Origin of the sequence: Nocardiopsis sp. NPDC058631, from assembly GCF_042716955.1 — a bacterium.
Taxonomy (GTDB): domain Bacteria; phylum Actinomycetota; class Actinomycetes; order Streptosporangiales; family Streptosporangiaceae; genus Nocardiopsis.
Map to the genome: position 1 here is coordinate 20,383 of NZ_JBHXQY010000017.1, position 25,812 is coordinate 46,194.

The window sequence follows — 25,812 nt, forward strand, 5'->3', positions numbered from 1 at the left end:
CTACTCCCCGTCCTCCTCGGCGGGGTCGGCCTCCTCCTCGGCGCCCTCTCCGCCTTCCGCGCCCTCTTCGGCGGGAGGCGGGTTCTTGTAGGACCCGAGCACGTCGACGACGAAGACGAGGGGACCGGCGGGCGCACCCATGGTCTCCTCCTCGGTCTCCCCGTAGGCGAGGTCGGCGGGCACGGACAGCAGCAGTCGGCTGCCGACCGGCTGGCCGACGATGCCCTCGTCCCAGCCCTCGATGACGGATCCCGCCCCGATGGTGGTGTCGAAGGGGTCGCCGCCGCGGCTCCACGTGGAGTCGAAGGACGGGTGCTCGCCGTTCTCGTCGGCCTCCCAGCGCACGCCGGTGTACTGGACGATGACCTGCTCGCCCTCCTCCACCTCGGCACCGGTGCCCTCGATGAGCGGAACGATCTCCAGGTCCTCGGGTGCGTCGCCCTCCGGAACCTCGATGGTCGGCTCGCTGTGGCCGTCCTGTGTCACCACCGGCAGGCCGTCGCCGCCGTCGGTGGTCTGCTCCCCGGGCACGACCGAGCCCTTGTTGAAGCTGTTGACCAGGTCGATGACCAGGACGCTGGCACCGGCCGGGGCGGGCTGCCCCGAGGCTTCGGCCTGGGCCTGCTCGTCCTCGGTGAGCGGGGGCATGACGTAGACGGCCCGGCTGCCGACGGGCTGGTTGACCAGCACGTCGCTGATCTGCTCCGGCATCTGCTCCATGCGGATCAGGTCGGGGGCGCCGGTCTCGTAGCTGGACATGCCCTCGGCCAGCTCGCCTTCGCCCGGGCCGGTCCACTGGTACTGGACGACGTTGGCGACCACCAGGTCGTCCGCGCGCACCAACTCGTCCTCACCCGAGCCCTCGCTGACGATGCCCGAGATCTCCTCCTCCGGGGGGTCGGCGTCGGGGAAGGCGACCTCCGGTTCCTCACCGACCTCGCCGGTGACGGTGGGCAGACGCGGGTCGAGCTGGTCCCCATCCATGCGCAGGAAGGCTGGAGTTCGCCATTCCTCTGGGATGCTTCCGCAGCTTGAGACCGCCAGGGTGATGGCGGCCAGCGGCACCGCGAGGGCGGCGGCACGTCGGTGCATGAGTCACAACCTCTGATTTCCGGCTTAGGACAGGGTCACACTACCGAAAAGAAGGGCCGTAACCACCCCCGGGAACGCCTCGAACACCAGAACCCCGCCGCAGCGGGCTTACGTCCGCCGGGCAGGGCCCTGATTCGTGGTCTCCGGGGGTCACATACCGGCGATCAGCTTCTCCACGCGCTCGTCGACCGACTTGAAGGGGTCCTTGCAGAGCACCGTCCTCTGCGCCTGGTCGTTGAGCTTGAGGTGCACCCAGTCCACGGTGAAGTCGCGGCGCTGCTCCTGGGCGCGGCGGATGAACTCGCCGCGCAGCCGTGCCCGCGTGGTCTGCGGAGGCACCGACTTGGCCTCGAAGATCTTCAGGTCGCCGACCACGCGCTCCATCTGGCCGCGCTTCTGCATCAGGTAGAACAGCCCGCGGTCGCGATGGATGTCGTGGTAGGTCAGGTCCAGCTGGGCCACACGGGGCGAGGACAGGGACAGGTCGTGCTTGTCCCGGTAGCGCTCAAGGAGCTGGTACTTGGCGACCCAGTCGATCTCCCGGGCGACGGTGTCCAGGTTCTGGGTCTCGACCGCCTCCAGGGTGCGCTGCCACAGGTCGAGGATGCGCTTGCCGGTGGCGTCGGTACCGTGCCGGTCGACGTAGCTCTGCACCTTCTCCAGGTACTCGCGCTGGATCTCCAGGGCGCTGGCCTCGCGGCCGTTGGCCAGGCGCACCTTGCGCCGACCGGTCATGTCGTGGCTGACCTCACGGATCGCCCGGATGGGGTTCTCCAGCGTGTAGTCGCGCATGACGACGCCGGCCTCGATCATCCGCAGGACCAGGTCGGTGGAGCCCAGCTTGAGGAGGGTGGTGGTCTCGCTCATGTTCGAGTCGCCGACGATGACGTGCAGGCGCCGGAAACGCTCGGCGTCGGCGTGCGGCTCGTCCCGGGTGTTGATGATGGGGCGGGAGCGCGTGGTGGCGGAGGAGACGCCCTCCCAGATGTGCTCGGCGCGCTGGCTGACGCAGAACAGGGCGCCACGGGGGGTCTGGAGCACCTTTCCGGCTCCGCAGATGATCTGGCGGGTGACCAGGAAGGGGATGAGCACGTCGGCCAGGCGGCCGAACTCGCCGTGCCTGCCGACGAGGTAGTTCTCGTGGCAGCCGTAGGAGTTGCCGGCCGAGTCGGTGTTGTTCTTGAACAGGTAGATGTCCCCGGCGATGCCCTCCTCGTGCAGGCGCTGCTCGGCGTCGACCTGCAGCCCCTCCAGGATGCGTTCGCCCGCCTTGTCGTGGGCCACCAGGTCCACGAGGCTGTCACATTCGGGGGTGGCGTACTCGGGGTGGCTGCCGACGTCCAGGTACAGACGGGCACCGTTGCGCAGGAACACGTTGCTGCTGCGCCCCCAGGAGACCACCCTGCGGAAGAGGTACCGGGCGACCTCGTCGGGTGACAGCCTGCGCTGCCCCCGGAAGGTGCACGTGACCCCGTACTCGTTCTCCAGCCCGAAGATCCGTCGTTCCACGCGGCCTCACCAACTTCCCGTCACCGAGGTGTGGACGACGGGCCCTCGTCGTCCGCACCAGCCCGGCCGGTGCGGCGCCTCGGGCGCGCCGCACCGTCGTCATCCTTCAGGTCACTCGTCGTCCTCGTCCTCGGTGGTGTCGCCGCCTCCGGAGGCGGCGGTGCCCCCGGACTTGCCCTCCTCGATGAGGGCGGTCAGGTGGCGTCCGTGGATGCGGCGGAACTTGCGGTGCTGCCTGGAGCGCTCCAGGATGGCGACCTCCAGGTTGGAGGCCTCCAGTTCGCGCTCCTCGCCGTTCTCGCGGGCGAGGGCGCGGGTGGCCGCGTTGAGGGCGGCGCTGAGCGGGGCGTCGGCGGCGAAGCGGTCCTTGAGCTGGGTGGAGACGTACTCCGAGGAGCCGCCCACGGCCACGAACCCCTGTTCGTCCACGATCGAGCCGTCGAAGGTGATCCGGTAGATCTCGTCGTCGGCGGCGGTGTCCCCTACCTCGGCGACGACGATCTCCACCTCCCAGGGCTTGAGGCTCTCGCTGAAGACGGTGCCCAGGGTCTGGGCGTAGATGTTGGCGAGTTGGCGTCCGTTGACGTCGCGGCGGTCGTACTGGTACCCGCGTACGTCAGCGAACCGCACACCCATGAGGCGCAGGTTCTCGAACTCGGGGTAGCGGCCGACGGCGGCGAAGCCGATGCGGTCGTAGAGTTCGCTGATCTTGTGCAGTGTGCGGGACATGTTGTCCGCCACCATGAGGATCCCGCCCTCGTACTGCAGGACGACGGCGCTGCGGCCGCGCGCGATGCCCTTGCGCGCGTAGTCCGCCTTGTCCTTCATCTGCTGTTCGGGGGCGACGTAGAACGGCATCGACACCGCGGATCGTTTCCTTACCTAGTCGGGAGATGTCTGGAGTGGGGACGGTGGTCGGCTCAGGCCAGATCGACCGTGGGGCCGTCGGGGCGCTCCGCGCGTCCCGCGACCACCTCCGTCGCCAGACGGGCGACGACCTCGGCGGGCAGGCGGCGGTGGCCGTCCTCGGTGATGACGTCGACGAGGGGGAAGATCTTGCGGTGCAGGTCGGGTCCGCCCGTGGCGGAGTCGTCGTCGGCGGCGTCGTAGAGGGACTGGAGGGCCACCTTGACGGCGGCGGTCTCGTCCAGGTCGTCGCGGTACAGCTTCTTGATGGAGCCCTTGGCGAAGACCGACCCGGAGCCGATGGAGTGGTAGCGGTGCTCCTCGTAGCGCCCGCCGACGGCGTCGTAGCTGAACACCCGTCCCACCTCGGTGTTCTCGTCGAACCCGACGAGGATCGGGACGACGACGAAGCCCTGCATGGCCATGCCGAGGTTACCGCGGACCATCTGGGCGAGCTTGTTCGCCTTGCCCTCGAGGGAGAGCGAGCGGCCCTCCATCTTCTCGTAGTGCTCCAGTTCGACCTGGTAGAGGCGGGCCAGTTCGATACCGATCCCGGCGGAGCCGGCGATGGCCACCGCGGAGTACTCGTCGGTCCGGAAGACCTTTTCCATGTCGCGGTTGGCGATGACGTTGCCCTGGGTGGCGCGGCGGTCACCCGCCAGGAGGACGCCCCCGGGGAAGGTCAGGGCGACGATGGTCGTCGCGTCGGGAGTGAGGTGTTCCGTGCCGCCTCCCGCCGGAAGCTTGTGCCCGGGCAGCATCTCGGGCCTGACCGAACCGAGGAACTCGGTGAAGGACGAGGTTCCCGCACTCATGAAAGCGGCCGGCAACCGTCCGCCCTCGAACCCTTCGAACACGCGACTCCCTCCACTCGCGCCCCACCCCGACGTGGGGGCGGGTGGGACGCCTGTTGTCCTTGTTTTCCGCGGCCGGGTGGTGTTCCGGCCGATGAGACTGACCCTAGTCGTGAGCGGCGCGGGGCCGAAGACACCGCAGTGCGCTGTCAGCGAACCGCCGCGGGACGGCTACTGGCCGCCCTTCTGCACGAACTGCCTGACGAAGTCCTCGGCGTTGCTCTCCAGCACGTCGTCGATCTCGTCGAGGATGTCGTCGACGTCCTCGTCGAGCTGCTCCTTGCGTTCCTGGACGTCCGCCGCCGCCTCGGTCTCCTCGACCTCCTCGTCGCGGCGAGAGGCGTGCTTCTGACCACCCGTGTCCTTCGTCGCCATGGCGTCTTCCCTCCCGTTCGGGCTCCCGTTCGGGGCTCTCGCCCTTATCTTGGCCCAACACCGCGCGACTCAACCCCCTTCCCGTGGCCCGATACCCGCTAGTTACCTCGGATCGTCCGATGTGCGCGCGGGGCGGCTCGCGCGGGCGCCGGTTTCGCTCCGGGCGTGTCTTCGGAACGGGCTCCGGGGAGTCCGGTCGCGCCCCCTCGCGTCGGCGCGGACCCTGACACACCACACGCATATTCACAAGAGGCACAGGCGTCCACATTCCGAACAAAGTTACCCGTGAGTCACCGCCCTGACCTCCGGAGTTGCCCATGCGTGCCCGTCCCGTCACAGATGGCACCCGGTTCCAGCGTCCGCATCCGGCCACACCTCTCCCCTTGCGCCGTGCGCGCATCCATGATCCAGAAACGATCACCGCAGGAAAATGCAAGGTCAGACACGTCGTCACAATCCGTCATGCACCTCCATTCATAGGATGACCATATGGCCCAATCATCACTTGAGTGAATTATCAGGTTCCTGGTCTTTCGCTGACCAAGATGCGCACTTAACGTTGACGAACGTTTACCGAGTGTCTTGATCACAGGCCACTCGGCGAACAGGTCGGAGTTCTCGCCTCATCACGGACTCCGGCCACGGGGTCCGACGTCCTCGCCGGCGGGCGTCGGGCCCCGAACCCCCGTCAATTCCCCAAGGAGAGTAGGGATCTATGCGACCCTCCCCCGTGATCTCCGCGATCGGCACCGGCGTACTCGCGTTCGGCCTGGCGTTCTCCGTGGCGCCGGGCGCGAGCGCCGCGGCCGCCCCGGCCGAGCCCACGCCCGACGGCGAGGCCGCGACGATGCTGGAAGCGCTCGAGAGGGACCTCGGCCTCACCCCGCTCGGGGCCGAAGAGCTTCTCGACGCCCAGGAGACCGCCTTCGAGGTCGAATCCGAGGCCGTCCAGGCCGCGGGAGACGCCTACGGCGGCTCACTGTTCGACCCCGAGTCCCAGAAGCTCACCGTCCTGGTGACCGACACCGGGGCCGTCGACGCGGTCGAGGCCACCGGAGCCGAGACCACCCTGGTCTCGTACGGCGCCGAGGGCCTGGCCGAGGTCGTGGACGACCTCAACGCGGCCGGTGCGCCCGAGGGCGTGCTCGGCTGGTACCCGGACGTGGGGGGCGACACCGTCGTCATCCAGGTCGCCGAGGGTGCCAGCGCCGACGGGCTCATCGAGTCCGCCGGTGTGGAGGCCTCCGCCGTCGAGGTGGAGGAGACCGACCAGACGCCCCGGCTGTTCGCCGACATCGTCGGCGGCGAGGCGTACTACATGGGCGGCGGCCGCTGCTCGGTCGGGTTCGCCGTCACCGACGCCTCCGGCGCCGACGGATTCGTGACGGCGGGCCACTGCGGCACCGTCGGCACCTCCGCCGAGAGCTCGGACGGCAGCGGCTCCGGCGTGTTCGAGGAGTCCGTCTTCCCCGGCAACGACGGCGCCTTCGTCGCCGCCACGTCCAACTGGAACGCGACGAACCGGGTCGAGGGCAGCTCCTCGACCGTCTCCGGCTCCACCCAGGCGCCGATCGGTTCGGCCATCTGCCGTTCCGGGTCGACCACCGGCTGGCACTGCGGCACCATCGAGGCCCGCGGCCAGACGGTCAGCTACCCGCAGGGCACGGTCCAGGACCTGACCCGGACCGACGTGTGCGCCGAGCCCGGCGACTCCGGCGGCTCGTTCATCTCCGGCTCGCAGGCCCAGGGAGTCACCTCCGGTGGCTCCGGCAACTGCTCCTCCGGCGGTACGACGTACTACCAGGAGGTCGGGCCGCTGCTGAGCTCGTGGGGCCTCAGCCTGGTGACCGGCTGACCGCCGATCACCCGCTGAGCCGTCCGGCTCACCACACCGCGTCCCCGTCCGCGTCCGCGGGCGGGGACGCCTGCCGTCCCTGGCGTCCACAGGCGGCGAAGACGTCTGGCGCCGACCGGGGTTCTGGGTTTTCCTGGAAGTCCCCTCCAGGAGAACGGACGACCATGCTCCCCTTTACCCGCACGCGTGCCACGGACCGCCGCCTCCCTCATCGAGGACGCCGGCGTGGATCCCGCCGCCGTGCGTGTGCGGGAGCAGGGCACCGTCCACGGCCTGACCCGGACCAGCGTGTGCTCGGGTCCTGGGGACTCCGGTGCCCCCTTCCTCTCCGGTTCGCAGGCCCAGGGCGTCACCTCCGGGGGCTCCGGCAACTGCTCCTTCGGCGGCACCACCTACTTCCAGGGCGTCAACCGGCTCCTCAGCATGTGGGGGCTGGCACTGGTGACCTCCTGAGGGGCGGCCCGCTCGCCACCATCCGTGTGGGCGGTCGGCACCCCTGAGAGGTGCGGCCGCCCACGCGTCCGCATCCGGCCAGACGCCCGGAGCCCGGGCGGTGCCGCCCATCGACGGCATGGCCCACCTGGCGCCTCTGTGACCTCTGGAGTTACATCCATGTAGCCGGGCGATCACGAACGGCACCGGGTACCAGTGTCCGCATCCGGCCACACGCCACCTCTTGCGCACGGGCCGCCGCTTCGATCCGTGAGCGTTCGACTGCGGAAACCACAAGGTCGCGAACTCCACGGCTACGCGTAGCCATCACAGAACGGAGGGTCATCGGACCATCCTTCGTGCGTCTGAATAGATCAACACAGAGCGGGTCTTTCCCTCACCAAAGTGTCCATTTATGTTGGGGATCGTTTACCGGATGTCTCGGTGAATTCCGGAAGTCGGAACAACTCCGAACTCCGGAAATGGAGCGTCCGTTCCTACCGGTACGAACACTCCGAGTCCCCCTCAATCCCCCTTGGAGAGTAGACACCCATGCGACCCTCCCCCGTCATCTCCGCCATCGGCACGGGAGCCCTGGCCTTCGGCCTGGCCCTGTCCATGGCACCGGGAGCCCTCGCGGCGACCGCCCCCCTGCCCCAGGCTCCCGTCGCGGACGACGACGCCGCCAGCATGTTCGAGGCCCTCGGACGCGACCTCGACCTCACCCCCTCCGAGGCCGAGACCCTCCTGGAAGCCCAGGAGGCCGCCCTGGAGATCGACGCCGAGGCCACCGAGGCCGCCGGTGCCGCCTACGGCGGCTCCACCTTCGACACCGACACCCTCACCCTCACCATCCTGGTGACCGACTCCGCGGCGGTCGACGCCGTCGAGGCCGCCGGCGCCGAGGCGAGCGTGGTCTCCTACGGCACCGAGGGCCTGGCCGAGGTCGTGGACGACCTCAACGCGGCCGACGCCCAGGAGGGCATCGTCAGCTGGTACCCGGACGTCGAGAGCGACACCGTCGTGGTCGAGGTCCTGAAGGGCTCCGACGCCGATGTCGACGCCCTGCTCGCCGACGCCGGGGTGGACGCCTCCGCCGTCCAGATCGAGGAGACCACTGAGACTCCCCAGACCTACGCCAACATCATCGGCGGCCTCGCCTACACCATGGGCGGACGCTGCTCGGTCGGCTTCGCCGCGACCAACAGCGCCGGCCAGCCCGGTTTCGTCACCGCCGGCCACTGCGGCCGCGTGGGCACCGCGGTGACCATCGGCAACGGCCGCGGCACCTTCCAGAACTCGGTCTTCCCGGGCAACGACGCCGCGTTCGTGCGGGGCACCTCCAACTTCACCCTGACCAACCTGGTCTCCCGCTACAACAGCGGCGGCAACCAGTCCGTCACCGGCACCAGCCAGGCCGCCGTCGGCTCGGCCATCTGCCGCTCCGGTTCCACCACCGGCTGGCACTGCGGCACCATCCAGGCCCGCAACCAGACCGTGAACTACCCGCAGGGCACCGTCTACTCGCTCACCCGCACCAACGTGTGCGCCGAGCCCGGCGACTCCGGCGGCTCGTTCATCTCCGGCTCGCAGGCCCAGGGCGTCACCTCCGGTGGCTCCGGCAACTGCTCCTTCGGCGGCACCACCTACTACCAGGAGGTCATGCCGATGGTGAACTCCTGGGGCGTGAACATCCGCACCAGCTGACCCCTCTGACCGCTCCTGACCGTCCCCGTCCGCGTCAGCGGGCGGGGACGCCCACGCGTGCGGGCCCCGTGGCGGTGACGACGCCCGCCACCGCCACAGGGTCCGCCTCGGCCGCACCGCGACGACCGGCCGGAGCGGGGCCTCAGACGGCGCGGTGGGCGATACGGCCCTCCAGCACCGTCATCCAGGCGTTCACCTCGCGCAGGCGCTGCTCCGGCACAGACTCGACGTCCCGGTCCAGAACCACCAGGTCGGCCAGGTAGCCGGGGCACAGCGCCCCCAGACGGTCCTCCACTCCGACGGCGTGCGCGGCGTCCAGGGTGTGGGCACGCAGCGCCTCGTGCAGGGTGACGGCCTGCTCGACACCGATCGGATCCCCCTCCCGTGTCGTACGGCACACCGCGTTGGCCACGGTGTCCATCGGACGCAGGCTGGAGACGAACGAGTCACTGGACAGGACCGGGCGCAGCCCGAGGTCGATCTCCTCGCGCATCGGCTGGAGCCGGTGCGCCCGCTCCCCCAGACGGCGGACGAAGTCGCCACCGCTGTCGTGCAGGAAGTTGGGCTGGTTGACGGGGATGACCCCGTACTCGGTGAAACGCCTGGCCTGCTCCTGGGTCGGGTAACCGCAGTGCTCCACCCGCGGGCGCGGGTCGGGCCCGGACACGCGCGCGGCCGAGGCGATGGCGGCCAGCGTGTTCTCCATCGCCGCGTCGCCCTGGGTGTGGATGGCCACCTGCCAGCCCTCCCGCGCCGCCCGCGTGACCAGGTCGACCAACTGGTCGGGGTGGTGGTAGAGGCTGCCCGGGAACTCGCCGTGCTCGCCGTAGGGGACGCTGAACTTGGCGGTGCCGCCCAGCAGGGTCCCGTCGGAGTAGAACTTCATACCGGTCAGGCGCAGCCAGTCGTCACCGAAGGGGCTGGCCAGACCCGCGTGGGTGAGCGAGTCCAACTGGTGGGAGAGCGGCATGCCGAACGTGCGCAGCGGCAGGGTCCCGGCGGCGCGCGCGGCGCGGTACACACGCAGTTCTCGCGCCGACACCTGCGGGTCGCACACGGTGGTGACCCCCGCCGACAGGTAGGGGCCGGCGGCGGCGGAGAGCCAGCCCAGCAACTGCTCGGCCGGGAGGTCGGTGTGGAAGTTCGGGCCGTGGCAACCGATGTCGACGGCCAGTGGCAGCAGCAGCTCCATGGCCGAGTCCAGGACCATCCCGGTCAGGCGCCCGCCCTCGTCGCGCACGAAGGAGCCGCCCGACGGGTCGGGGACGTCCTCGCCGATACCGCTCCAGGCCAGCGCGGCGGAGTTCACCACCGCCTGGTGACCCGACACGTGGTAGACGATGACCGGGTGCTCACCGGTGGCGTCGTCCAGGTCGCGGCGGGTGGGACGGCCCCCGGGGAACTTGGCGTCGTCCATGTGGAAGGCACGGATCCACTGCCCGGCCGGGGTCCGCTCGGCCTCGGCCCCGATGACCGCGACCAGGTCGGCCGCGCTGCCCACCCGCGGGTACCCGGCGTCGACGGCGGCCAGGGACTCGGCGGTGGACAGCAGGTGGTTGTGCGGGTCGATGAACCCGGGCAGGACGGTCCTACCGCCCGCGTCCACCTCGGTCGCCCCCGGCCCCGCGGCGGCACGGGCGGCCTCGATGCTCCCCGCGAGGCGGACCCGTCCCTCGCGCACGGCCACGGCGCTGGCACGCGGGTTGGTGTCGTCCATGGTCAGGACGTTGGCGTTGTGGATGAGCAGACCGGACACGGGTGGGGTTCCTCCCTGGTGGGGCGCCGCCGGGCGGGAGGGCCCGGCAGCGGTGGGCGTGCGTGGATGCCGCCGCGCCCCGGTTGGCGACGCGGCGGCGGTTCGGTGGTCGAGCCGGTCAGGCGGCCGGGACGAGGTCGTTGTCCTGGTGGCGGGGCGCCTTGAGCAGGCAGAGGATGCTCACCACGGCCATGGCCACGAGCAGTCCGGCGACGGGCACGATGCTGCCGGTCACGGCGAACAGGGCCGTGCACACGATCGGCGAGAGTCCGCCGAAGACGGCGCCCGCGACCTGGTAGGCGATGGAGATGCTGGTGTAGCGGGCGCGGGGCGGGAACATCTGCGCGAGGACACGGGCGATGGGGCCGTAGACGGCGGCCATGGCCAGGCGCATGACGCACAGCATCACGAAGATCAGCAGGGTGCTGCCGGTCTCCATGACCAGGAACTGCGGCAGGGCCAGGACGATGACCCCCACCAGGCCGATGGTGACGACCCTGACGGTGCCGAAGCGGTCACCCAGCCAGGACACCCCGAGGGTGGCGACGAGCTCCACGAACGCGGCCAGGCTCAGGCCGTTGAGGATGACCTGTTCACTCACACCGACCTCCACGCCGTAGGCCTGGAGGAAGGTGGTGACGACGTAGTAGCCGCCGACGGCCACGGGCAGGATGCCGATGCCCAGCAGCAGGGTCCGCCACGAGGTACGCACGGCCTCGCGCAGCGGCAGCTCCGCGGGACGGCCGTCGTTGTCCTGGACGGCCTCGAAGACCGGGGACTCCTCGACCTTCAGCCGGATGAACAGGCCCACCAGCACCAGCAGGATCGAGGCGAGGAAGGGCAGACGCCAGCCCCAGGTGTACAGCAGGTCGGCGTCCCAGGCGGCGATGAGCCCGAACGAACCGGTGGCGAGCAGTGCGCCGGCGGGGTTGCCGAGCTGGGCGAAGGAGCCGTAGAACGTCTTGCGGTTCTCCGGAGCGTGCTCGACCGCCATCAGGACGGCGCCGCCCCACTCCCCGCCCACCGCGATGCCCTGCACGAAGCGCAGCAGCACCAGGAGCAGCGGAGCGATGAACCCGGCCTGTTCGAAGGTGGGCAGCAGGCCCACGCAGAACGTGGCCACACCCATCATCAGCAGGGTGATGACCAGGGCGGACCTGCGGCCGAGCCGGTCACCGAAGTGGCCGAAGACGATCCCGCCGAGCGGGCGTGCGAAGAAGCCGACCGAGAAGGTGGCGAAGGACGCCATCAGCCCGATCATGGGGTCGGTGCCGGGCGGGAAGAACAGGGTGCCGAACACCAGGCTCGCGGCCGTGGCGTAGACGTAGAAGTCGAACCACTCGATGGTGGTGCCCACGAAGGCCGCTAGCGCCGCACGCGCCGGGTGCGAGGACGTGGGGGCGGTCCGGTCTGACATGTGTACTCCGTTGCGCGTTCGGTGCGTCCCGGCCGCACCCCTGGGAGGGGCGTCGCCACCGGCCACAGCCGGTTCGGATGATGTTGTGACCGTAGACACCCGGCGGCCGTGCGGGTCGGGACGGTTCGCACTCCACTCGCTGTTACAAATGTGCGAGGTGCACACGACCCCTTCCGGAGGTGGCAACCCGTGACGATCACGGTCGGCGACATCACCGCGGACCCGCGCCTGGAGGTGCGGGCCGCGGCCGGGCACGCGGGCCTGGGCCGATCCATCCGGTGGGCACACGTGACCGAGCTGCACGACCCCGTGCGATGGCTCCGCGGCGGCGAACTGGTGCTGACGGTCGGGCTGGGGCTGGGCTCCGACGCGCGGTCGCGCCGGGCCTACGTCCGCCGGCTCCACGGAGCCGGCTGCGTGGGGCTGGCGTTCGCGATCGACGTCTGGCTGCGCGAGATCCCGCCCGAGGTGCTGGAGGAGGGTGACTCCCTCGGGCTCCCCGTCCTGCGGGTCGAAGGGAAGACCCCGTTCATCGCGGTCGTGGAGGCCGTCGCCGACCACTACGCCGCCGAGCGCACGCGCGAACAGCACCGGTTGCTGACCGCACAGGACGCGATGGCGCGGGCCTCCCTGCGATCGGGGCCCGCCGGGGTGATGGGCGAGCTGTCCACGGCGACCGCGGGGGCGTCCCTGCTGCTGGACCGGAACGGGATGACCAGCGTCGCGGTGCCGGACGCGGAACCGCCCTGGCACGCGGCGGTGCGCTCCGCGCTGGTGGGACGGCCGCGCGGGATGACGGTACTGGCCGACGGGCACGCGACGGTCCTGCTCCAGACCCTGGGCCCGGCCGGACGGACGCTGGGCTGGTTGGCGCTGCACTGCCCGTCCCCGGTGACACCCCACGTGCGGATGCTCGCCAACCACGCGGCGTCACTGCTGGCGGTGGAACTCCTGCACTCGCGCGACGCCCGGAGGGCGCTCTACCGCGAACGCGCGCCACTGCTCCGCGCCGCCATGACGCGGCACTCCCGGATACCGCTCACCCTTCCGGTGCCGCCGTGGGAGGTGCTGTGCCTGCGGTCCCCCGACCCGGACGCGCTCCTGGACCATGCGGCGGACGCGCTGGTCGACGTGCTGGGCGACACCGAGGTGGCCCGACGTGTGGGGCTGGCCGCACTGGACGACGTGTTGTTGGCGGTGCTGCCCGCGAGCAGCCGACCGCACACCGGCGAGCGGCTGTTCGCGGTCCTGGCAGCGGGGGCGGGCGGCCCTTCCGCCGCGGGTGCCTGCGGGGCCCGGGGCCCGGACGACCTCCCCTCGGCCGTGGATCGGGCTCAGAACGCCGCCGTCGAGGGGTACCGGCACGTGGACGAGACCGACGCGTGGGCGCTGTTGAGGTCCTCGGTCCCGACGGAGGGGGCACGGGCCTTCGACCAGGCGGTCCTGGGGCCGCTGCGCGACCACGACGAGCGCAACGCGACGGAGCTGGCGCACACGCTGCGCCACTACCTGGACAACAGCGCCCAGGTGGAGGCGACCGCCCGGGACCTGGGCGTGCACCGCAACACCATGCGTTCCCGGCTGCGCATCGCCGAGCGGGTCATGGGCCGTTCCCTGGACGATCCCCGCACCCGGTTGGAGCTGTGGACCGCACTGAGCCTGGAGCCCATGCCCTGCCACGACGGCACCTGGCACACCTGACCGGGGGCGGTCGGGGTGCCCGTGTGGGGGACAACCTCACGGCCGCGCCCCCGTCGGCGCCTCATTTCCTGCGGGTGAGCACCGCCACCAGGTCCGCTGCGGTGTCCGACGCGTCCAGGAGGGCTCCCACGTGTTCCTTGGTGCCCCGACGCGGCTCCAGGGTGGGAACCCGCTGGAGCGAGTCGTAGCCGGGCAGGTCGAAGATCACCGAGTCCCACGAGGCCGCGGCGACCTCGTCCGCGTACTTGGCCAGGCAGCGGCCCCGGAAATACGCCCGCGTGTCCTCCGGGGGCTCGGTGACCGCGCGGGTCACCGCGGTCTCCTCCACCAGGCGCCGCATGCGCCCCCTGGCCACCAGCCGGTTGTAGATGCCCTTGTCCGCGCGCACGTCCGAGTACTGGAGGTCCACCAGTTGGAGGCGCGGGTGCCCCCACTCAAGGCCGTCCCGTGACCGGTACCCCTCCAACACCTTCAGCTTGGCGACCCAGTCCAGCTCCGCCGCAAGGCTCATCGGGTCCGAGCCGAGCCTGTTCAGCACCGACTCCCACCGGTCCAGGATGTCGGCGGTGTCCGGGTCGACGTCGGTACCGAAGCGGTCCTCCACGTACTTGCGCGCCTGGTCCAGGTACTCCGTCTGCAACTCCAGAGCGGTCAGCCTGCGGCCGCCGCGCAGCTTCACCCTGTGGGTGAGGCCCGGATCGTGCGAGACCGCGCGCAGGTCCGCCACCGGGGTCTCCAAAGACAGGTCCACGCTCAGGAACCCGTCCTCGATCATCGACAGCACCAGCGCGGTCGTCCCCAACTTGAGGTAGGTGGAGATCTCGCTCATGTTGGCGTCGCCGATGATGACGTGCAGCCGCCGGTACCGGTCGGGGTCGGCGTGCGGCTCGTCCCTGGTGTTGATGATGGGGCGCTTCAGGGTGGTCTCCAGGCCGACCTCGACCTCGAAGAAGTCGGCACGCTGGGAGATCTGGAACCCGCTGCCCTGACCGTCGGAGCCGATGCCGACCTTGCCCGAGCCGCACACCACCTGACGGGAGACGAAGAAGGGGATGAGGTGCCGGACGATGTCGCCGAACGGCGTCGACCGGTTCATCAGGTAGTTCTCGTGGCACCCGTAGGAGGCGCCCTTGTTGTCGGTGTTGTTCTTGTACAGCTGGATGGGCTCGATCCCCGGGGTGGTCCCGGCCCTGGCGGCCGCGTCCGCCATCACGCGCTCCCCCGCCTTGTCCCACAGCACGGCGTCGAGCGGGTTGGTGACCTCCGGCGCGGAGTACTCGGGGTGGGCGTGGTCCACGTACAGGCGGGCGCCGTTGGTGAGGATGACGTTGGCCAGCCCCAGGTCCTCGTCGGTGAGCTGCGTGGGGTCGGCGACCTCACGTGCGAGGTCGAAGCCGCGCGCGTCGCGCAGGGGGTTCTCCTCCTCGAAGTCCCAGCGGGCGCGCCGCGCCCGAGCCGCCGAGGCCGCCAGATAGGCGTTGACCACCTGGGTGGAGGTGACCATCGCGTTGGCCCCGGGGTTGCCTGGCACGGAGATTCCGTACTCGGTCTCGATACCCATAATCCGCCGCACACTCATGGTGAGAGGTTATCCACCGAGGCCCACTCTTGAACGCTTCCGCGCCAATCGTGGCCCAAGCGCCGTCTTCCCGGGCGTTTTGCCACGGGCGGAGGTGCCGTTGTCATCGCAGGTCGCAACGGTCTGACATGCCGCCGCGAGCGGAAAATCGGCGGCGTTTCCCCGTCCGTTCTTTTTTCTCCGACGGGCAAGTACGCGGCGGAACCGTCCGCCGCCCCCGCCGGCCCCTCCTCCGCTTTCGTCCGCCGACCCTACCGGGGATCAGACCCCGGCCACCGGCCCCCTCGGAGCATGCCGCAGGGCGTTGCTGACCGACTTCAGATAGGCCTTCAGGAGACCTCGGAGAGCGGCCTCGGGCAGGGGTATCGGCCTGGTCGACCCCTTGAGGACCTGAGTCGGTTGCCGACCCGACACCCACGAGGCCCGCGCGGCCCGCGGACGTCGCACCCGCTCGTACCGGCGCAGCGCCGAGGCCGCGTCGCCTCCTCGCACCGCGTCCAGTGCCGCGCACAGCACCAGGGCGTCCTCCAACGCCTGGTTCGCCCCCTGGGCGGTGGAGGGAGGGAAGGAGTGCACGGCGTCCCCCATCAGGGTGACGCGACCCGCACCCCAGATCCTGGGCACCCGCGTCTGCATGTGGGGGAAGAGGCTCACGTCGGCGTCGCGCACCTGGGAGAGCACGGCGCGCACGTCGGGGTCGGTCCAGGAGGCGAAGCGCTCCCTGAGCACCTGCGCGGGATGCGACGGCTCCGGATCGTCCGGGGTCCAGGGGAGGTCGAACCACCACTGCACCTGCCCTCCGCCCGCCGGGATGATGCCGCAGGTCCCTTCCGCTCCGCTCAGCCAGCGCGACGTCCCGCTCCCCGCCAGCTCGATCGGGAGCGGCGCCAGCCCCTGCCAGCTCGCGTAACCGCGCGATCGGGGAACGTCTCCGGGCCACAGCTGGGCTCGGACCGCCGAGCGCAGGCCGTCGGCGCCGACCACCACGTCCGCGCTCGCTGTGGAACCGTCATCGAACAGGGCCGTCGCGCGTCCCGGCTCCTGCCGCGTCCCGGTGCACGCCGGGCCGAAGGAGACAGCGCCCTCGGGCAGCTCCGACGCCAGGCGCTCCAGCAGCTCCCTGCGGGGCAGGCACAAGTTCGGCCAACCGAGGTCCTCGGAGACGGCCCGCAGGTCCATCCGGTAGAGCTCCGCGCCGGTGGGCGTGGAACCGACGACGCTGTCGGTGGGACGCCCCAGGCCGACCGGGTCGATCCCCAGACCGCCCAGGGCCGCGGTTCCGTTCGACCACAGCGACAGGGCGGCACCGCCGGTGCGCAGCCGCTCGCCGCGCTCGAACACCCGCACGTCGTGGCCGCGTCGGACCAGCCCGACGGCCGCCGCGAGTCCCCCGACACCTGCACCGATGATGACAACGTCCATGGCTCTCTCCCCTGGTGGTGGCCGGCCGTGTCTCTCACGTTAGGGGCGGTCCCGGGCAGTCCCTCAGAGGGCCAGCCTCAGGAAGATCCGCACGCCCCGAAGGCCCAGGCGCGCGACCACACCCCCCTCACCTGCGAGAACGGGAACCGCACGGAAGGGGGCCGACCGGTGGTCCGGTCGGCCCCCTCCGAGCGCGTGGCAGGCGCGTTTCTACAGGTACTGGCCCGTGTTGGCCACGGTGTCGATGCTGCGCCCGGCGTCGGCGCCCTTCTTGCCGGTCACCAGGGTCCGGATGTAGACGATGCGCTCGCCCTTCTTACCGGAGATCCGCGCCCAGTCGTCGGGGTTGGTGGTGTTGGGCAGGTCCTCGTTCTCGCTGAACTCGTCGACGCAGGCCTGCATCAGGTGCGCCACCCGGATGCCCCTGGACTGCTGGTCGATGAAGTCCTTGATGGCCATCTTCTTGGCCCTGGAGACGATGTTCTCGATCATCGCCCCGGAGTTGAAGTCCTTGAAGTACAGGACCTCCTTGTCACCGTTGGCGTAGGTGACCTCCAGGAAGCGGTTCTCCTCACCCTCGGTGTACATCCGCTCCACGACCCGCTGGATCATGGCGTCCACCGTGGCCTTGGTCGATCCGCCGTGCTCGACGAGGTCCTCGTCGTGCAGCGGCAGGTCCTCGGTGATGTACTTGCCGAAGATGTCCCGGGCCGCCTCGGCGTCGGGCCGCTCGATCTTGATCTTGACGTCCAGGCGGCCGGGCCGCAGGATCGCCGGGTCGATCATGTCCTCGCGGTTGGAGGCGCCGATGACGATGACGTTCTCCAGGCCCTCCACACCGTCGATCTCGCTGAGGAGCTGCGGGACGATCGTGTTCTCCACGTCGGAGGACACACCCGAGCCGCGGGTCCGGAAGATCGAGTCCATCTCGTCGAAGAACACGATGACGGGGGTGCCCTCGGAGGCCTTCTCCCTGGCCCGTTGGAAGACCAGGCGGATGTGCCGCTCGGTCTCGCCCACGTACTTGTTCAGCAGCTCCGGGCCCTTGATGTTGAGGAAGAAGCTCTTGCCGACGTCGCGGCCGGTGCGCTCGGCGACCTGCTTGGCCAACGAGTTGGCGACCGCCTTGGCGATGAGTGTCTTTCCGCAGCCGGGAGGGCCGTAGAGCAGCACGCCCTTGGGCGGGCGCAGCTTGTGCTCGTAGAACAGTTCCTTGTAGAGGTAGGGCAGTTCGACCGCGTCGCGGATCATCTCGATCTGCCCGGTCAGGCCGCCGATGTCGGTGTAGGCGATGTCGGGGACCTCTTCGAGGATGAGCTCCTCGACCTCCGACTTGGGGATCCGCTCGTACACGTACCCCGAACGCGGCTCCAGCAGCAGGGAGTCGCCGGGGCGGATCGGCCCGTCGCGCAGCGGTTCGGCCAGCCGGACGATCCGCTCCTCGTCGTGGTGGGAGATCACCAGGGCGCGCTCGCCGTCCTCAAGGATCTCCTTGAGCATGACGACCTCGCCGACGGTCTCGAAGGACTCCACCTCGACGACGTTGAAGGCCTCGTTGAGCATGACCTCCTGGCCCGGACGCAAACTGTCCAGATCCACGGAGGGACTGACGTTGACGCGCATCTTGCGGCCGTTGGTGAAGATCTCGACGGTCTCGTCCTCGCGTGAACCGAGATAGACACCGAAACCGGACGGCGGCTGGGCCAGCCGGTCGACCTCCTCCTTCAGCGCCACGATCTGCTCGCGCGCCTCCTTCAGCGTGGAGACGATCCGTTCGTTCTGGCCGTTGGCAGCGGCGAGGTTGGCCTGGGCCTCCCGCAACCGCTCCTCCAGCAGGCGTACATGTCGGGGCGAGTCGGCGAGCTTACGCCGAACCACGCTGAGTTCCTTTTCCATGTAGGAGACCTGAGCCGTGAGTTCAGCGACTTCACGGTCCCGGTCGCTCTGACGCTCGTCGTCGCGCTCGGCCACGTCCGCCACCTCCCTAGGAGAAGTATGACTACTCGGAGCCTACCTACCCCTGCCCATTTCCTAACCTGTCTGCCCCGGGGAGTGTCGTAGGACTCATTTCCAACTCTTGCATTATCCGAGGTCACAGTGATACCGGATAACCCGGCGTAATGAGAAAGTAACCTCCGTGCCGGGGCCGGGGCAAGGAAGACCTCCTCCGAAACGGCCGGTCGGACACGCACGAGGCCCGCCCGGAGGGGTTCCGGACGGGCCTGTGCGCGACGCCGCGGGCGCCGGGGGGCGAAGCGGCGCTACTCCTCGGAGGAGGAAGGGTCGGCCTGCGCCGTCCCGGCGCTGCCGGTGGCATCGTCGCCGACCGCGGGGGCCGCCTCCGGGGCGGCCTGCGCCGTACCGCGCCCGTCCTGTTCCCTGGCGGCGGTGAAGTCCTTGCCGTAGGCGCCCTTGGCCGGCCGGCGGCGGCGCTCGGGAGCCTCCGCCCCGTCGGCCAGGCGGCGGGCCACCACCAGGAACCCGGTGTGCCCGATCATGCGGTGGTCCGGGCGCACGGCCAGCCCCTCCACGTGCCAGGTGCGGAGCATGGTCTCCCACGAGCGCGGCTCGTAGAAGCGGTCGTCCTCGCGCAGCCCCTCGACCACGCGCGACAGCTGCGTCGTGGTGGCGACATAGCAGCACAGCAGTCCGCCGGGGATCAGCGCGCGGGCGACCGCGTCCAGGCACTCCCAGGGGGCGAGCATGTCGAGGAAGACGCGGTCCACGTCGGTCTCGTCGAGTTCCTCCACCAGGTCGCCGACGGTGAGCTTCCACGCCGGGTGCGGTCCGCCGTAGAACTTCTCCACGTTCTTGCGGGCGATCTCGGCGAAGTCGGCGCGGCGCTCGTAGGAGTGCACCATGCCGTTCTCACCGACGGCGCGCAGAAGCCAGTTGGACATGGCGCCGGATCCGGCGCCCGCCTCCACCACCCGGGCGCCGGGGAAGATGTCCGCCTCCACCAGGACCTGGGCGGCGTCCTTGGGGTAGACGATGGTCGCTCCGCGCTTCATCGACAGCGTGTAGTCGATCAGCAGCGGGCGCAGCGCCACGTAGGCCGTTCCGGTGTTGGAGCGGACCACGCTGCCCTCGGGCTGTCCGATGAGGTCGTCGTGTTCGACCTTGCCCTTGTGGGAGTGGAAGGCGCTGCCTTCGCGCAGGGTGGTCGTGTGCATGCGACCCTTGGGGTCGGTCAACTGCACGGTGTCGCCGTCGGTGAAGGGGCCGCGGCGGCCATGGATACCGGTCAACGTCGCTCTCGTCTTCCCACGTCGCAATTGGTTGAGTCAGGGCAGTCGCCCAGGGTATCGGCCCCCCGATACCGCGGCGAACCGCCGGAGGCGGCCGGGACGGCCCCGGACAGCCGGAAGCGGTCCGGGTACAAGGCCGGAAACGGGCGGCCCCAGTCACGGGCGAACGTGCGAACGCACGGCCCCCGGGGCAGTATCGACACCGCGGGGCCGTGACAACGCCCCTCCACCACACGAGGAACACTGGAGGCGACGACCCATGTCACAGCTGAGTACGGGGCTGGGGATCGACATCGGAGGCAGCGGCATCAAGGGGGCCCCGGTCGACCTCACCACCGGAGAGTTCCTCCGCGAGCGCCTGAAGGTCCTCACCCCCCGCCACGCCGACCCGGCGGCGGTGGCGGAGATCGTGGGCGAGATCGCCTCGCACTTCCCCGAGGCGGCCAAGGCGCCGCTGGGCATCACCTTCCCCGGGGTCGTCCAGGCGGGGGTGGTGCGCACCGCCGCCAACCTGCACAAGAGCTGGGTGGGGACCGACGCACGGACCCTGTTCACCGAGGCGACCGGCCGACCGGTGCGCGTCCTCAACGACGCCGACGCGGCCGCGGTCGCCGAGAGCCGATACGGCGCCGCCAAGGGGGTGCCGGGCGTGGTGCTGATGACCACCCTGGGCACGGGGATCGGCTCCGCCCTGGTGGTGAACGGAAGGCTCGTGCCCAACACCGAGTTCGGGCACCTGGAGATCGACGGCCACGACGCCGAGTCACGGGCCTCCTCCGGCGCCAAGGAGCGCGAGGAGCTGTCGTACCAAGAGTGGGCGACCGACCGCCTGCACCGCTACTACCGGGTGGTCGAGGACCTGCTCTGGCCCGACCTGATCGTGGTCGGCGGCGGGGTGAGCCGCAAGGCGCACAAGTTCCTCCCCCACCTGGACATCCGCACCCCCATCGTGCCCGCGACCCTGCAGAACACCGCCGGAATCGTCGGCGCCGCCCTGGCCGCGGCCGAGGCCGGGACGGTCTGACCCCGGCCGCGGCCCCTCCCCTGCCGGGGAGGCCGGCCGCCGCCCGGAGGAAGGCGGCCCGCTCCCCACACGCCTCAGAGGTGCGGGGCAGCCGCTTGACCACCTTGTCGACGTCGCCCCTGGGTCCGTGGACCGCCGCCCCCGCGAGGACGAGGCCGCCGCGGGCGCGGGGTTCGCCGACCAGAGCCACCCCACCCGGTGGTTCTTCCGCTGTTACGGGACCGCTCCGGGGGAGTTCCGTGCGGCGGACGGCCGCGCCGTCCTCCTGGGCGGGGCCGCGTACCGGTGGTAACACGCGGACCGCCCGCCGGGCACCGGGGAGAGGGGGCACCGGGCAGCGGACGGCCCGCGCGAGGGGGGCTGTGCGGGAGGGCGGGCGGGGCAGGGCAGGGCCCCGCACAGAGGGAGACTGGGTTTCGGGGAAGCCCAGGCCCCGCCCGCCCTCCCGGGCGTGGGCATCGCTCACGCCCGTTCGAGCGCAGTGGGGGGAGCCGCGCGTGTTCAGGCGTCGCCGACGGGCATGGACAGGGCGCCCACGATCCGTCTGGCGGCGTCAGAGGTGCGTGTGGCGGGGGAGAGGGGAACCCCGGACAGGGCCGGGTGGACACCGTCCTGGGGCGGCCAGCGCATCCACCACCAGAGGTCGCCGCGGTGCGGTCTGAGCAGAGCACGCTGCGGCCGGGTTCTGGGACCGGCGTCGACCGTTCCGGACATCCCGTCCTCGCGGACCTCGACTCCGTGCGAACGCAGTTCCGCGGCCAGGCCCCGTAGAGCGAGACCGGCCAGGTCCACACGGCTCACGGCTTCGGCTGCCCGGGGTTCCCATCGCAGACTCGGGCTTCCCGCCGGCGGGGTCTCCACGGTCACAGGGTGCCTCCCTTCCCTCCCAGACGCCTTACAGGGACCAACGACTCTTGTACTCTGCCGGATCAGGGCCGGGAACGGGCGACGGTATGCGGATCCCGCATCGCACCTTCTTTTTCACACATAGCCACCAAGGCCGTCCGGAATCCCTAATCTGAACCCATGCCCCAACCGGACGGTGTTCTGCCACCGGACCTGTGGTCGCGGCCCCGTATGGCGAACGCGCTCGCGACCTGCGACATGGCCACGGTCCTCGAAGGCGTGCGCACGGCGCGCGGATGGTCCCAGGGCGAGCTCGCCCGGGCGGTCGACTACTCCCAGAGCTGGGTCTCCCGGGTGGTCAACGGACAACAGGCCCTGACCGTCAGCCAGGTCCAGGACCTCGCCCAACGCCTGGGCGTCCCCCTGCACCTGCTCCGCTTCGGAGGCACCCCCTCGCCCGAGGACCCCGCCCGGAAGAAGGAGGTGGACACGACAAGACGCCGCGAGTTCGGGAGAGTGGTCGCCGCCGGGGCCCTGCTCACCGCCTCCCCTCCCCCCTCCTGCTCCCCTGCCTCCTTCCCGCCGGGGGCCCACCACACCGTCAACGAGACCACCGCGTCGGCGCTGCGCTCCATCACCGGCGGCCAGCGCCGCATGGACGCGACCTCTCCCGCACGCCACCTGCTGCCCAGCGCTGTGGCGCACGTGCATCTGGCCGAGCAGATGCTCACGAACTCGCGCGGGACACCCTTCCACCCCGAGCTCAGCGCGGCGGTCAGCGAGGCCTCCGGCTTCGCGGCCTGGCTCCACGCCGACCAGGGCGACATGGGATCGGCGCGGATGCACTACCGCTCGGCGGTCGTCCGGGCCCGCCAGGCGGGGATGCGCCTGCTCGACGTGTACATGCTGGGGTCCCTCGCCGCCTTCGAGACCGACACGGCGGAGGACCCCGAACTCGGCCTGGGGCTGGTGCGGGAGGCCGAGCACGTCCTCGGCTCCTCCGCGCACCCCACGGCCCACGCCTGGCTCGCCTGTGTGGGGGCGCTCGCGCACGCGGGCCTCGGCGACCGCTCCGCCGCCGCCCGCGCCATCGGCAGGGCCGAGAAGCAGGTCACGCGCACGGCCAACACCGACCCGCCCTGGCCGTGGGTGTTCGCCTTCGACCAGGCCAAGGTCGCCGGGTACCGCGCCCTGGTCGGAGTCCGCCTGCGGAGCCCGCACGACGCCTGCCGGGCCTTCGCGGAGTCGTTCGCACCGAAGAGCGCCCACGCCAAACAGTCGGCGGTCCTCCAGGTGGAACTGGCATCGGCCCACGCGGAGGCGGGCGACGTCGACGAGGCGTTCCGCCTGGCGCGGGAGGCGCTCGCCACGGGGAGGCGGTTCGACTCCGAGCGGGTCATCGGCCGCGTGCGGATGTTCAGGCGGCGCTACAGGGGGCCGGGGGCCGACTGCGTCCAGGACCTGGACCGTGAGCTCGCGCCACTCATGACCAGCTTGTCCACCTTCGGATAGAAGAGCAGCACAGAGATCAGCAGGGAGTCCTCGTGATCCGCATCGCAGTCACCGGCCACCGCGACCTGCCCCCCGAGGCGCACAGCACAGTCACCGAACTGATCCGCTCCCACCTCGCACCGTACGGCTGCGAGATGGTCGGCCTGTCCTGTCTCGCCGACGGCGCCGACACGATCTTCGCCGAGGCCGTCCTGGCCTCGGGGGCTCCCCTGGAGGCCGTCGTCCCCGCCACCGGGTACCGGGACGCCCTCCCCGAAGAGCACCACCCCGTCTACGACCGGCTCCTGGGACAGGCCGTGCTCGTCCACCGGCTGCCCCACACCGCGTCCACCCCACGCTCACACCTGGCGGCCGGACGCCTGCTCGTGGAGCGCTGCGACCGCCTGCTGGCCGTCTGGGACGGCCGCCCCGCGCGGGGCCCCGGCGGCACCGCCGACGTGGTGTCCCACGCCCGCTCGCTCCGCCACCCCGTGGTCGTACTGTGGCCCGAGGGCACCCGGCGCTGAACCACTACGGAGAGCGCACCGCACCGACCTCCCCGGCCGGGCACCGCACGGGATCAGACCCGGCCCGACATCACCGCGTTGACGTCGGCCGCGCGCAGCACCCCGTACGCCCCGCCGCCCACCACCAGGTACTCCGGCAGCGAATGGTCCGTCAGCACGTCGAGCAGCTCCTCGCCCCGCAGGTCCACCGACACCGGAGAGCCAGCCGTCACCGCCCGCGCGACGCTCGACACCGGTACCCGTTCCCGCCGCCCGTCGGCGATCGCCGCGGCCGACGCCGGATGCACGATCGACGTCACCGTCCCATCGGAGTCGGTCACGACGATCTCCTCCACCCCCGCCTCCCGCGCCCGCCGCTCGGCCTCGGCGAGCGGGGTCTCGGACAGAACCGCCACCGCCGGCCGGGCCAGCTCGCGCGCGCTCAGCCCGGGCACGCGTTCACGCACCCTGGCGGCCCGCAGTGCCTCGGTGGCCCCCATCCACATGAACCCGCCCAGGACCAGGCCCCACACGACCGCCCAGGGGCTCAGCCCGCCCCCGGACGACCAGGCCAGCAGGAACGGCAACGCCACCACGACCAGCGCCAGCACCCGGCCGCCCCACGCAGCCGCCACACTCCCCGCGGTCTGCCTCCCGGTCGCCTTCCACACCCCGGCGCGCAGCAACCGCCCGCCGTCCAGGGGCAGACCCGGCAGCAGGTTGAACACGCCCACCAGCAAGTTGGCGATCCACAGCTGGAACAGCAGCTCCCCGACCACACTGAACGGGTCGGCGAGCTGGTACAGGCCGAACGCCCCCGCTGCCAGGATCAAGGAGAACAGGGGCCCCGAGAACGCGATCCAGAACTCACGGCCCGGGGTGGGGGCCTCACGCTCGATCTCGGAGACACCGCCCAGCACGTACAGCACGATGCGTCGCACCGGCAGCCCGTACATCCTGGCCACCACCGAGTGGGCGAGCTCGTGCACGAGGACGGACGCGTACAACAGGACCGCGAAGACGAACGCCAGAAGGTAGGAGGAGGGCCCCAGCGCCAGACGCCCCTCGACGATCCCCCCGTAGACGAGGGTGATCAGCACAGCCACGATCAACCATGAGGACGTCACGTACACGGGAATACCGAAAGGGCGGCCCAGGAGCAGACCCTTCGTCCTGGCACGGTCGCGGGTTGTGGGCGCGGAGGGATCACTACCGGTGGTCACGTACCAAGGGTACGGGCCGACCGCGCCGAGCCTGTCGTGACCTTCTCGTAGGCTCGTTCCATGACCACCGCGCCGCTTCCGACCGCCCTCTCGCCCTCACGGGCCTCCGACTTCCTCCAGTGCCCCCTGCTGTTCCGGTTCCGCACCATCGACCGGCTCCCCGAGGCACCCAGCGCGGCGGCGCTGCGCGGCACCCTGGTCCACGCCTGCCTCGAACGCCTCTACGAACTCCCCGCCGAATCGCGCACCCCGCGCAACGCCGTCGCCCTCGTGGACCCGCAGTGGACGAAGATGCGCGACAGGAAACCCGAGGTCGAGGAGCTCTTCGCCGACGAGGACGAACGCGACACCTGGCTGGAGTCCGCCCGCGACCTGGTGCGCCGCTACTTCGAACTGGAGAACCCCACCACCCTCGAACCCCGCGACCGCGAGATCCGCCTGGACGTGTCCCTGCCCACCGGGCTCGCGCTGCGCGGCTACGTCGACCGCATCGACGTCACCCCGACCGGCCAGATCCGGATCGTGGACTACAAGACCGGCAAGTCCCCTCACCCCCGGTACGAGGACAAGGCCCGCTTCCAGATCTTCTTCTACGCCGTGATGATCTGGCGCGACCTCGGCGTCGTCCCCACCCGCCTCCAACTCGTCTACCTCGGCGGCGACGGCGCCGTGCGCTGGTACGACCCGACCGAGGACGAACTCCGGTCCGCCGAGGCCGAGATCGACGGCATCTGGGCACAGATCGAGGAGGCCGGGCGCGCCGGGGTGTGGAAGCCGCGCAAGAGCAAACTGTGCGGTTGGTGCGAGCACCAGGCGCTGTGCCCGGAGTTCGGCGGCACCCCGCCGCCCCTGCCCACCGCCTGAACGGC

Annotated in this window: 21 protein-coding genes and 1 pseudogene; 9 read left to right on the forward strand and 13 right to left on the reverse strand. The window is 70.8% G+C overall.

The features are described 5' to 3' along the window. The 5 genes from ACFWTE_RS08560 to ACFWTE_RS08580 all read right to left on the reverse strand — a co-directional run bounded on the left by ACFWTE_RS08560 (position 1) and on the right by ACFWTE_RS08580 (position 4,736). Complete coding sequence (locus ACFWTE_RS08560) at positions 1-1,092, reverse strand: FKBP-type peptidyl-prolyl cis-trans isomerase (protein ID WP_378778683.1); 1,092 nt, start codon at positions 1,090-1,092, stop codon at positions 1-3. Positions 1,093-1,242: 150 nt separating this feature from the next. Next, on the reverse strand, positions 1,243-2,601 hold the full coding sequence (gene pafA / locus ACFWTE_RS08565) for a Pup--protein ligase (protein WP_378778684.1): 1,359 nt from the start codon (positions 2,599-2,601) through the stop codon (positions 1,243-1,245). A 111-nt stretch (positions 2,602-2,712) separates the two neighbouring features. Then, complete coding sequence (gene prcA, locus ACFWTE_RS08570) at positions 2,713-3,465, reverse strand: proteasome subunit alpha (RefSeq protein WP_378778685.1); 753 nt, start codon at positions 3,463-3,465, stop codon at positions 2,713-2,715. Positions 3,466-3,521: 56 nt separating this feature from the next. Next, positions 3,522-4,364, reverse strand: coding sequence for a proteasome subunit beta (prcB, locus tag ACFWTE_RS08575; protein ID WP_378778686.1), 843 nt, complete (start codon positions 4,362-4,364; stop codon positions 3,522-3,524). 168 nt (positions 4,365-4,532) lie between these two features. Next, the gene (locus ACFWTE_RS08580) at positions 4,533-4,736 is read right to left on the reverse strand and encodes a ubiquitin-like protein Pup (protein ID WP_159942453.1); all 204 of its coding nucleotides are present in this window, start codon (positions 4,734-4,736) and stop codon (positions 4,533-4,535) included. Positions 4,737-5,451: 715 nt separating this feature from the next. Between ACFWTE_RS08580 and ACFWTE_RS08585 the strand changes: the two genes are divergently transcribed. From ACFWTE_RS08585 to ACFWTE_RS08595, 3 genes and pseudogenes are all read left to right on the forward strand, one after another. Beyond that, positions 5,452-6,591 carry a S1 family peptidase gene (locus tag ACFWTE_RS08585; RefSeq protein ID WP_378778687.1) on the forward strand — a complete coding sequence of 380 codons (1,140 nt, stop codon included), beginning with the start codon at positions 5,452-5,454 and terminating at the stop codon, positions 6,589-6,591. Between the two features lie 255 nt (positions 6,592-6,846). Continuing rightward, a pseudogene (locus ACFWTE_RS08590) lies at positions 6,847-7,044 on the forward strand (trypsin-like serine protease); the annotation flags it as partial. Between the two features lie 531 nt (positions 7,045-7,575). Next, positions 7,576-8,730, forward strand: a complete 1,155-nt coding sequence (locus tag ACFWTE_RS08595; RefSeq protein ID WP_378778688.1) for a S1 family peptidase — start codon at positions 7,576-7,578, stop codon at positions 8,728-8,730. Between the two features lie 142 nt (positions 8,731-8,872). Here ACFWTE_RS08595 and ACFWTE_RS08600 read toward each other — a convergent pair whose 3' ends face one another. Then, positions 8,873-10,486, reverse strand: a complete 1,614-nt coding sequence (locus tag ACFWTE_RS08600) for an amidohydrolase (protein ID WP_378778689.1) — start codon at positions 10,484-10,486, stop codon at positions 8,873-8,875. Between the two features lie 118 nt (positions 10,487-10,604). After that, the gene (locus ACFWTE_RS08605; protein ID WP_378778690.1) at positions 10,605-11,903 is read right to left on the reverse strand and encodes an MFS transporter; all 1,299 of its coding nucleotides are present in this window, start codon (positions 11,901-11,903) and stop codon (positions 10,605-10,607) included. A gap of 189 nt (positions 11,904-12,092) precedes the next feature. On the opposite strand from ACFWTE_RS08605, the gene ACFWTE_RS08610 reads away from it, so the two are divergent. Further along, positions 12,093-13,604: a PucR family transcriptional regulator gene (locus ACFWTE_RS08610; RefSeq protein ID WP_378778691.1), complete on the forward strand. Its 1,512-nt coding sequence runs from the start codon at positions 12,093-12,095 to the stop codon at positions 13,602-13,604. A gap of 61 nt (positions 13,605-13,665) precedes the next feature. Here the strand turns inward: ACFWTE_RS08610 and dop are convergent, their stop codons facing one another. From dop to ACFWTE_RS08630, 4 genes are all read right to left on the reverse strand, one after another. Beyond that, on the reverse strand, positions 13,666-15,183 hold the full coding sequence (dop, locus tag ACFWTE_RS08615; RefSeq protein ID WP_378778692.1) for a depupylase/deamidase Dop: 1,518 nt from the start codon (positions 15,181-15,183) through the stop codon (positions 13,666-13,668). Positions 15,184-15,444: 261 nt separating this feature from the next. Then, complete coding sequence (locus ACFWTE_RS08620; protein WP_378778693.1) at positions 15,445-16,605, reverse strand: FAD-dependent oxidoreductase; 1,161 nt, start codon at positions 16,603-16,605, stop codon at positions 15,445-15,447. A gap of 210 nt (positions 16,606-16,815) precedes the next feature. Beyond that, positions 16,816-18,585 carry a proteasome ATPase gene (gene arc, locus ACFWTE_RS08625; RefSeq protein WP_378778694.1) on the reverse strand — a complete coding sequence of 590 codons (1,770 nt, stop codon included), beginning with the start codon at positions 18,583-18,585 and terminating at the stop codon, positions 16,816-16,818. A 281-nt stretch (positions 18,586-18,866) separates the two neighbouring features. Beyond that, the gene (locus ACFWTE_RS08630; protein WP_378778695.1) at positions 18,867-19,853 is read right to left on the reverse strand and encodes a tRNA (adenine-N1)-methyltransferase; all 987 of its coding nucleotides are present in this window, start codon (positions 19,851-19,853) and stop codon (positions 18,867-18,869) included. Between the two features lie 259 nt (positions 19,854-20,112). Here ACFWTE_RS08630 and ppgK point away from each other — a divergent pair, with 259 nt between their 5' ends. Together ppgK and ACFWTE_RS08640 are read left to right on the forward strand one after the other, a co-directional pair. Further along, positions 20,113-20,877: a polyphosphate--glucose phosphotransferase gene (ppgK, locus tag ACFWTE_RS08635; RefSeq protein WP_378778696.1), complete on the forward strand. Its 765-nt coding sequence runs from the start codon at positions 20,113-20,115 to the stop codon at positions 20,875-20,877. A gap of 127 nt (positions 20,878-21,004) precedes the next feature. Continuing rightward, positions 21,005-21,169 carry a hypothetical protein gene (locus ACFWTE_RS08640; protein ID WP_378778697.1) on the forward strand — a complete coding sequence of 55 codons (165 nt, stop codon included), beginning with the start codon at positions 21,005-21,007 and terminating at the stop codon, positions 21,167-21,169. A gap of 209 nt (positions 21,170-21,378) precedes the next feature. Here the strand turns inward: ACFWTE_RS08640 and ACFWTE_RS08645 are convergent, their stop codons facing one another. Next, positions 21,379-21,744 (reverse strand): hypothetical protein, encoded by a 366-nt coding sequence (locus ACFWTE_RS08645; protein ID WP_378778698.1) that lies wholly within the window; start codon positions 21,742-21,744, stop codon positions 21,379-21,381. A 210-nt stretch (positions 21,745-21,954) separates the two neighbouring features. On the opposite strand from ACFWTE_RS08645, the gene ACFWTE_RS08650 reads away from it, so the two are divergent. Together ACFWTE_RS08650 and ACFWTE_RS08655 are read left to right on the forward strand one after the other, a co-directional pair. Then, positions 21,955-23,235, forward strand: coding sequence for a multiprotein-bridging factor 1 family protein (locus ACFWTE_RS08650; protein ID WP_378778730.1), 1,281 nt, complete (start codon positions 21,955-21,957; stop codon positions 23,233-23,235). A gap of 32 nt (positions 23,236-23,267) precedes the next feature. Continuing rightward, on the forward strand, positions 23,268-23,741 hold the full coding sequence (locus ACFWTE_RS08655; protein WP_378778699.1) for a hypothetical protein: 474 nt from the start codon (positions 23,268-23,270) through the stop codon (positions 23,739-23,741). A 53-nt stretch (positions 23,742-23,794) separates the two neighbouring features. Here the strand turns inward: ACFWTE_RS08655 and ACFWTE_RS08660 are convergent, their stop codons facing one another. Beyond that, entirely contained in the window at positions 23,795-24,943 is a 1,149-nt protein-coding gene (locus ACFWTE_RS08660; protein ID WP_378778700.1) for a site-2 protease family protein, read from the reverse strand. A 60-nt stretch (positions 24,944-25,003) separates the two neighbouring features. Here ACFWTE_RS08660 and ACFWTE_RS08665 point away from each other — a divergent pair, with 60 nt between their 5' ends. Beyond that, a complete protein-coding gene (locus ACFWTE_RS08665; protein ID WP_378778701.1) occupies positions 25,004-25,807 on the forward strand; it encodes a RecB family exonuclease in 804 nt (267 codons plus the stop codon). Positions 25,808-25,812 lie beyond the last annotated feature (5 nt).

Excerpts from the sequence above, each read along its gene's own strand:
- ACFWTE_RS08560 (WP_378778683.1), bottom strand. The coding sequence starts at position 1,092 with ATGCACCGACGTGCCGCCGCCCTCGCGGTGCCGCTGGCCGCCATCACC.
- ACFWTE_RS08580 (WP_159942453.1), bottom strand. The coding sequence starts at position 4,736 with ATGGCGACGAAGGACACGGGTGGTCAGAAGCACGCCTCTCGCCGCGAC.
- ACFWTE_RS08585 (WP_378778687.1), top strand. The coding sequence starts at position 5,452 with ATGCGACCCTCCCCCGTGATCTCCGCGATCGGCACCGGCGTACTCGCG.
- ACFWTE_RS08595 (WP_378778688.1), top strand. The coding sequence starts at position 7,576 with ATGCGACCCTCCCCCGTCATCTCCGCCATCGGCACGGGAGCCCTGGCC.
- ACFWTE_RS08605 (WP_378778690.1), bottom strand. The coding sequence starts at position 11,903 with ATGTCAGACCGGACCGCCCCCACGTCCTCGCACCCGGCGCGTGCGGCG.
- dop (WP_378778692.1), bottom strand. The coding sequence starts at position 15,183 with ATGAGTGTGCGGCGGATTATGGGTATCGAGACCGAGTACGGAATCTCC.
- ACFWTE_RS08620 (WP_378778693.1), bottom strand. The coding sequence starts at position 16,605 with ATGGACGTTGTCATCATCGGTGCAGGTGTCGGGGGACTCGCGGCGGCC.
- ppgK (WP_378778696.1), top strand. The coding sequence starts at position 20,113 with ATGTCACAGCTGAGTACGGGGCTGGGGATCGACATCGGAGGCAGCGGC.
- ACFWTE_RS08650 (WP_378778730.1), top strand. The coding sequence starts at position 21,955 with ATGGCGAACGCGCTCGCGACCTGCGACATGGCCACGGTCCTCGAAGGC.
- ACFWTE_RS08665 (WP_378778701.1), top strand. The coding sequence starts at position 25,004 with ATGACCACCGCGCCGCTTCCGACCGCCCTCTCGCCCTCACGGGCCTCC.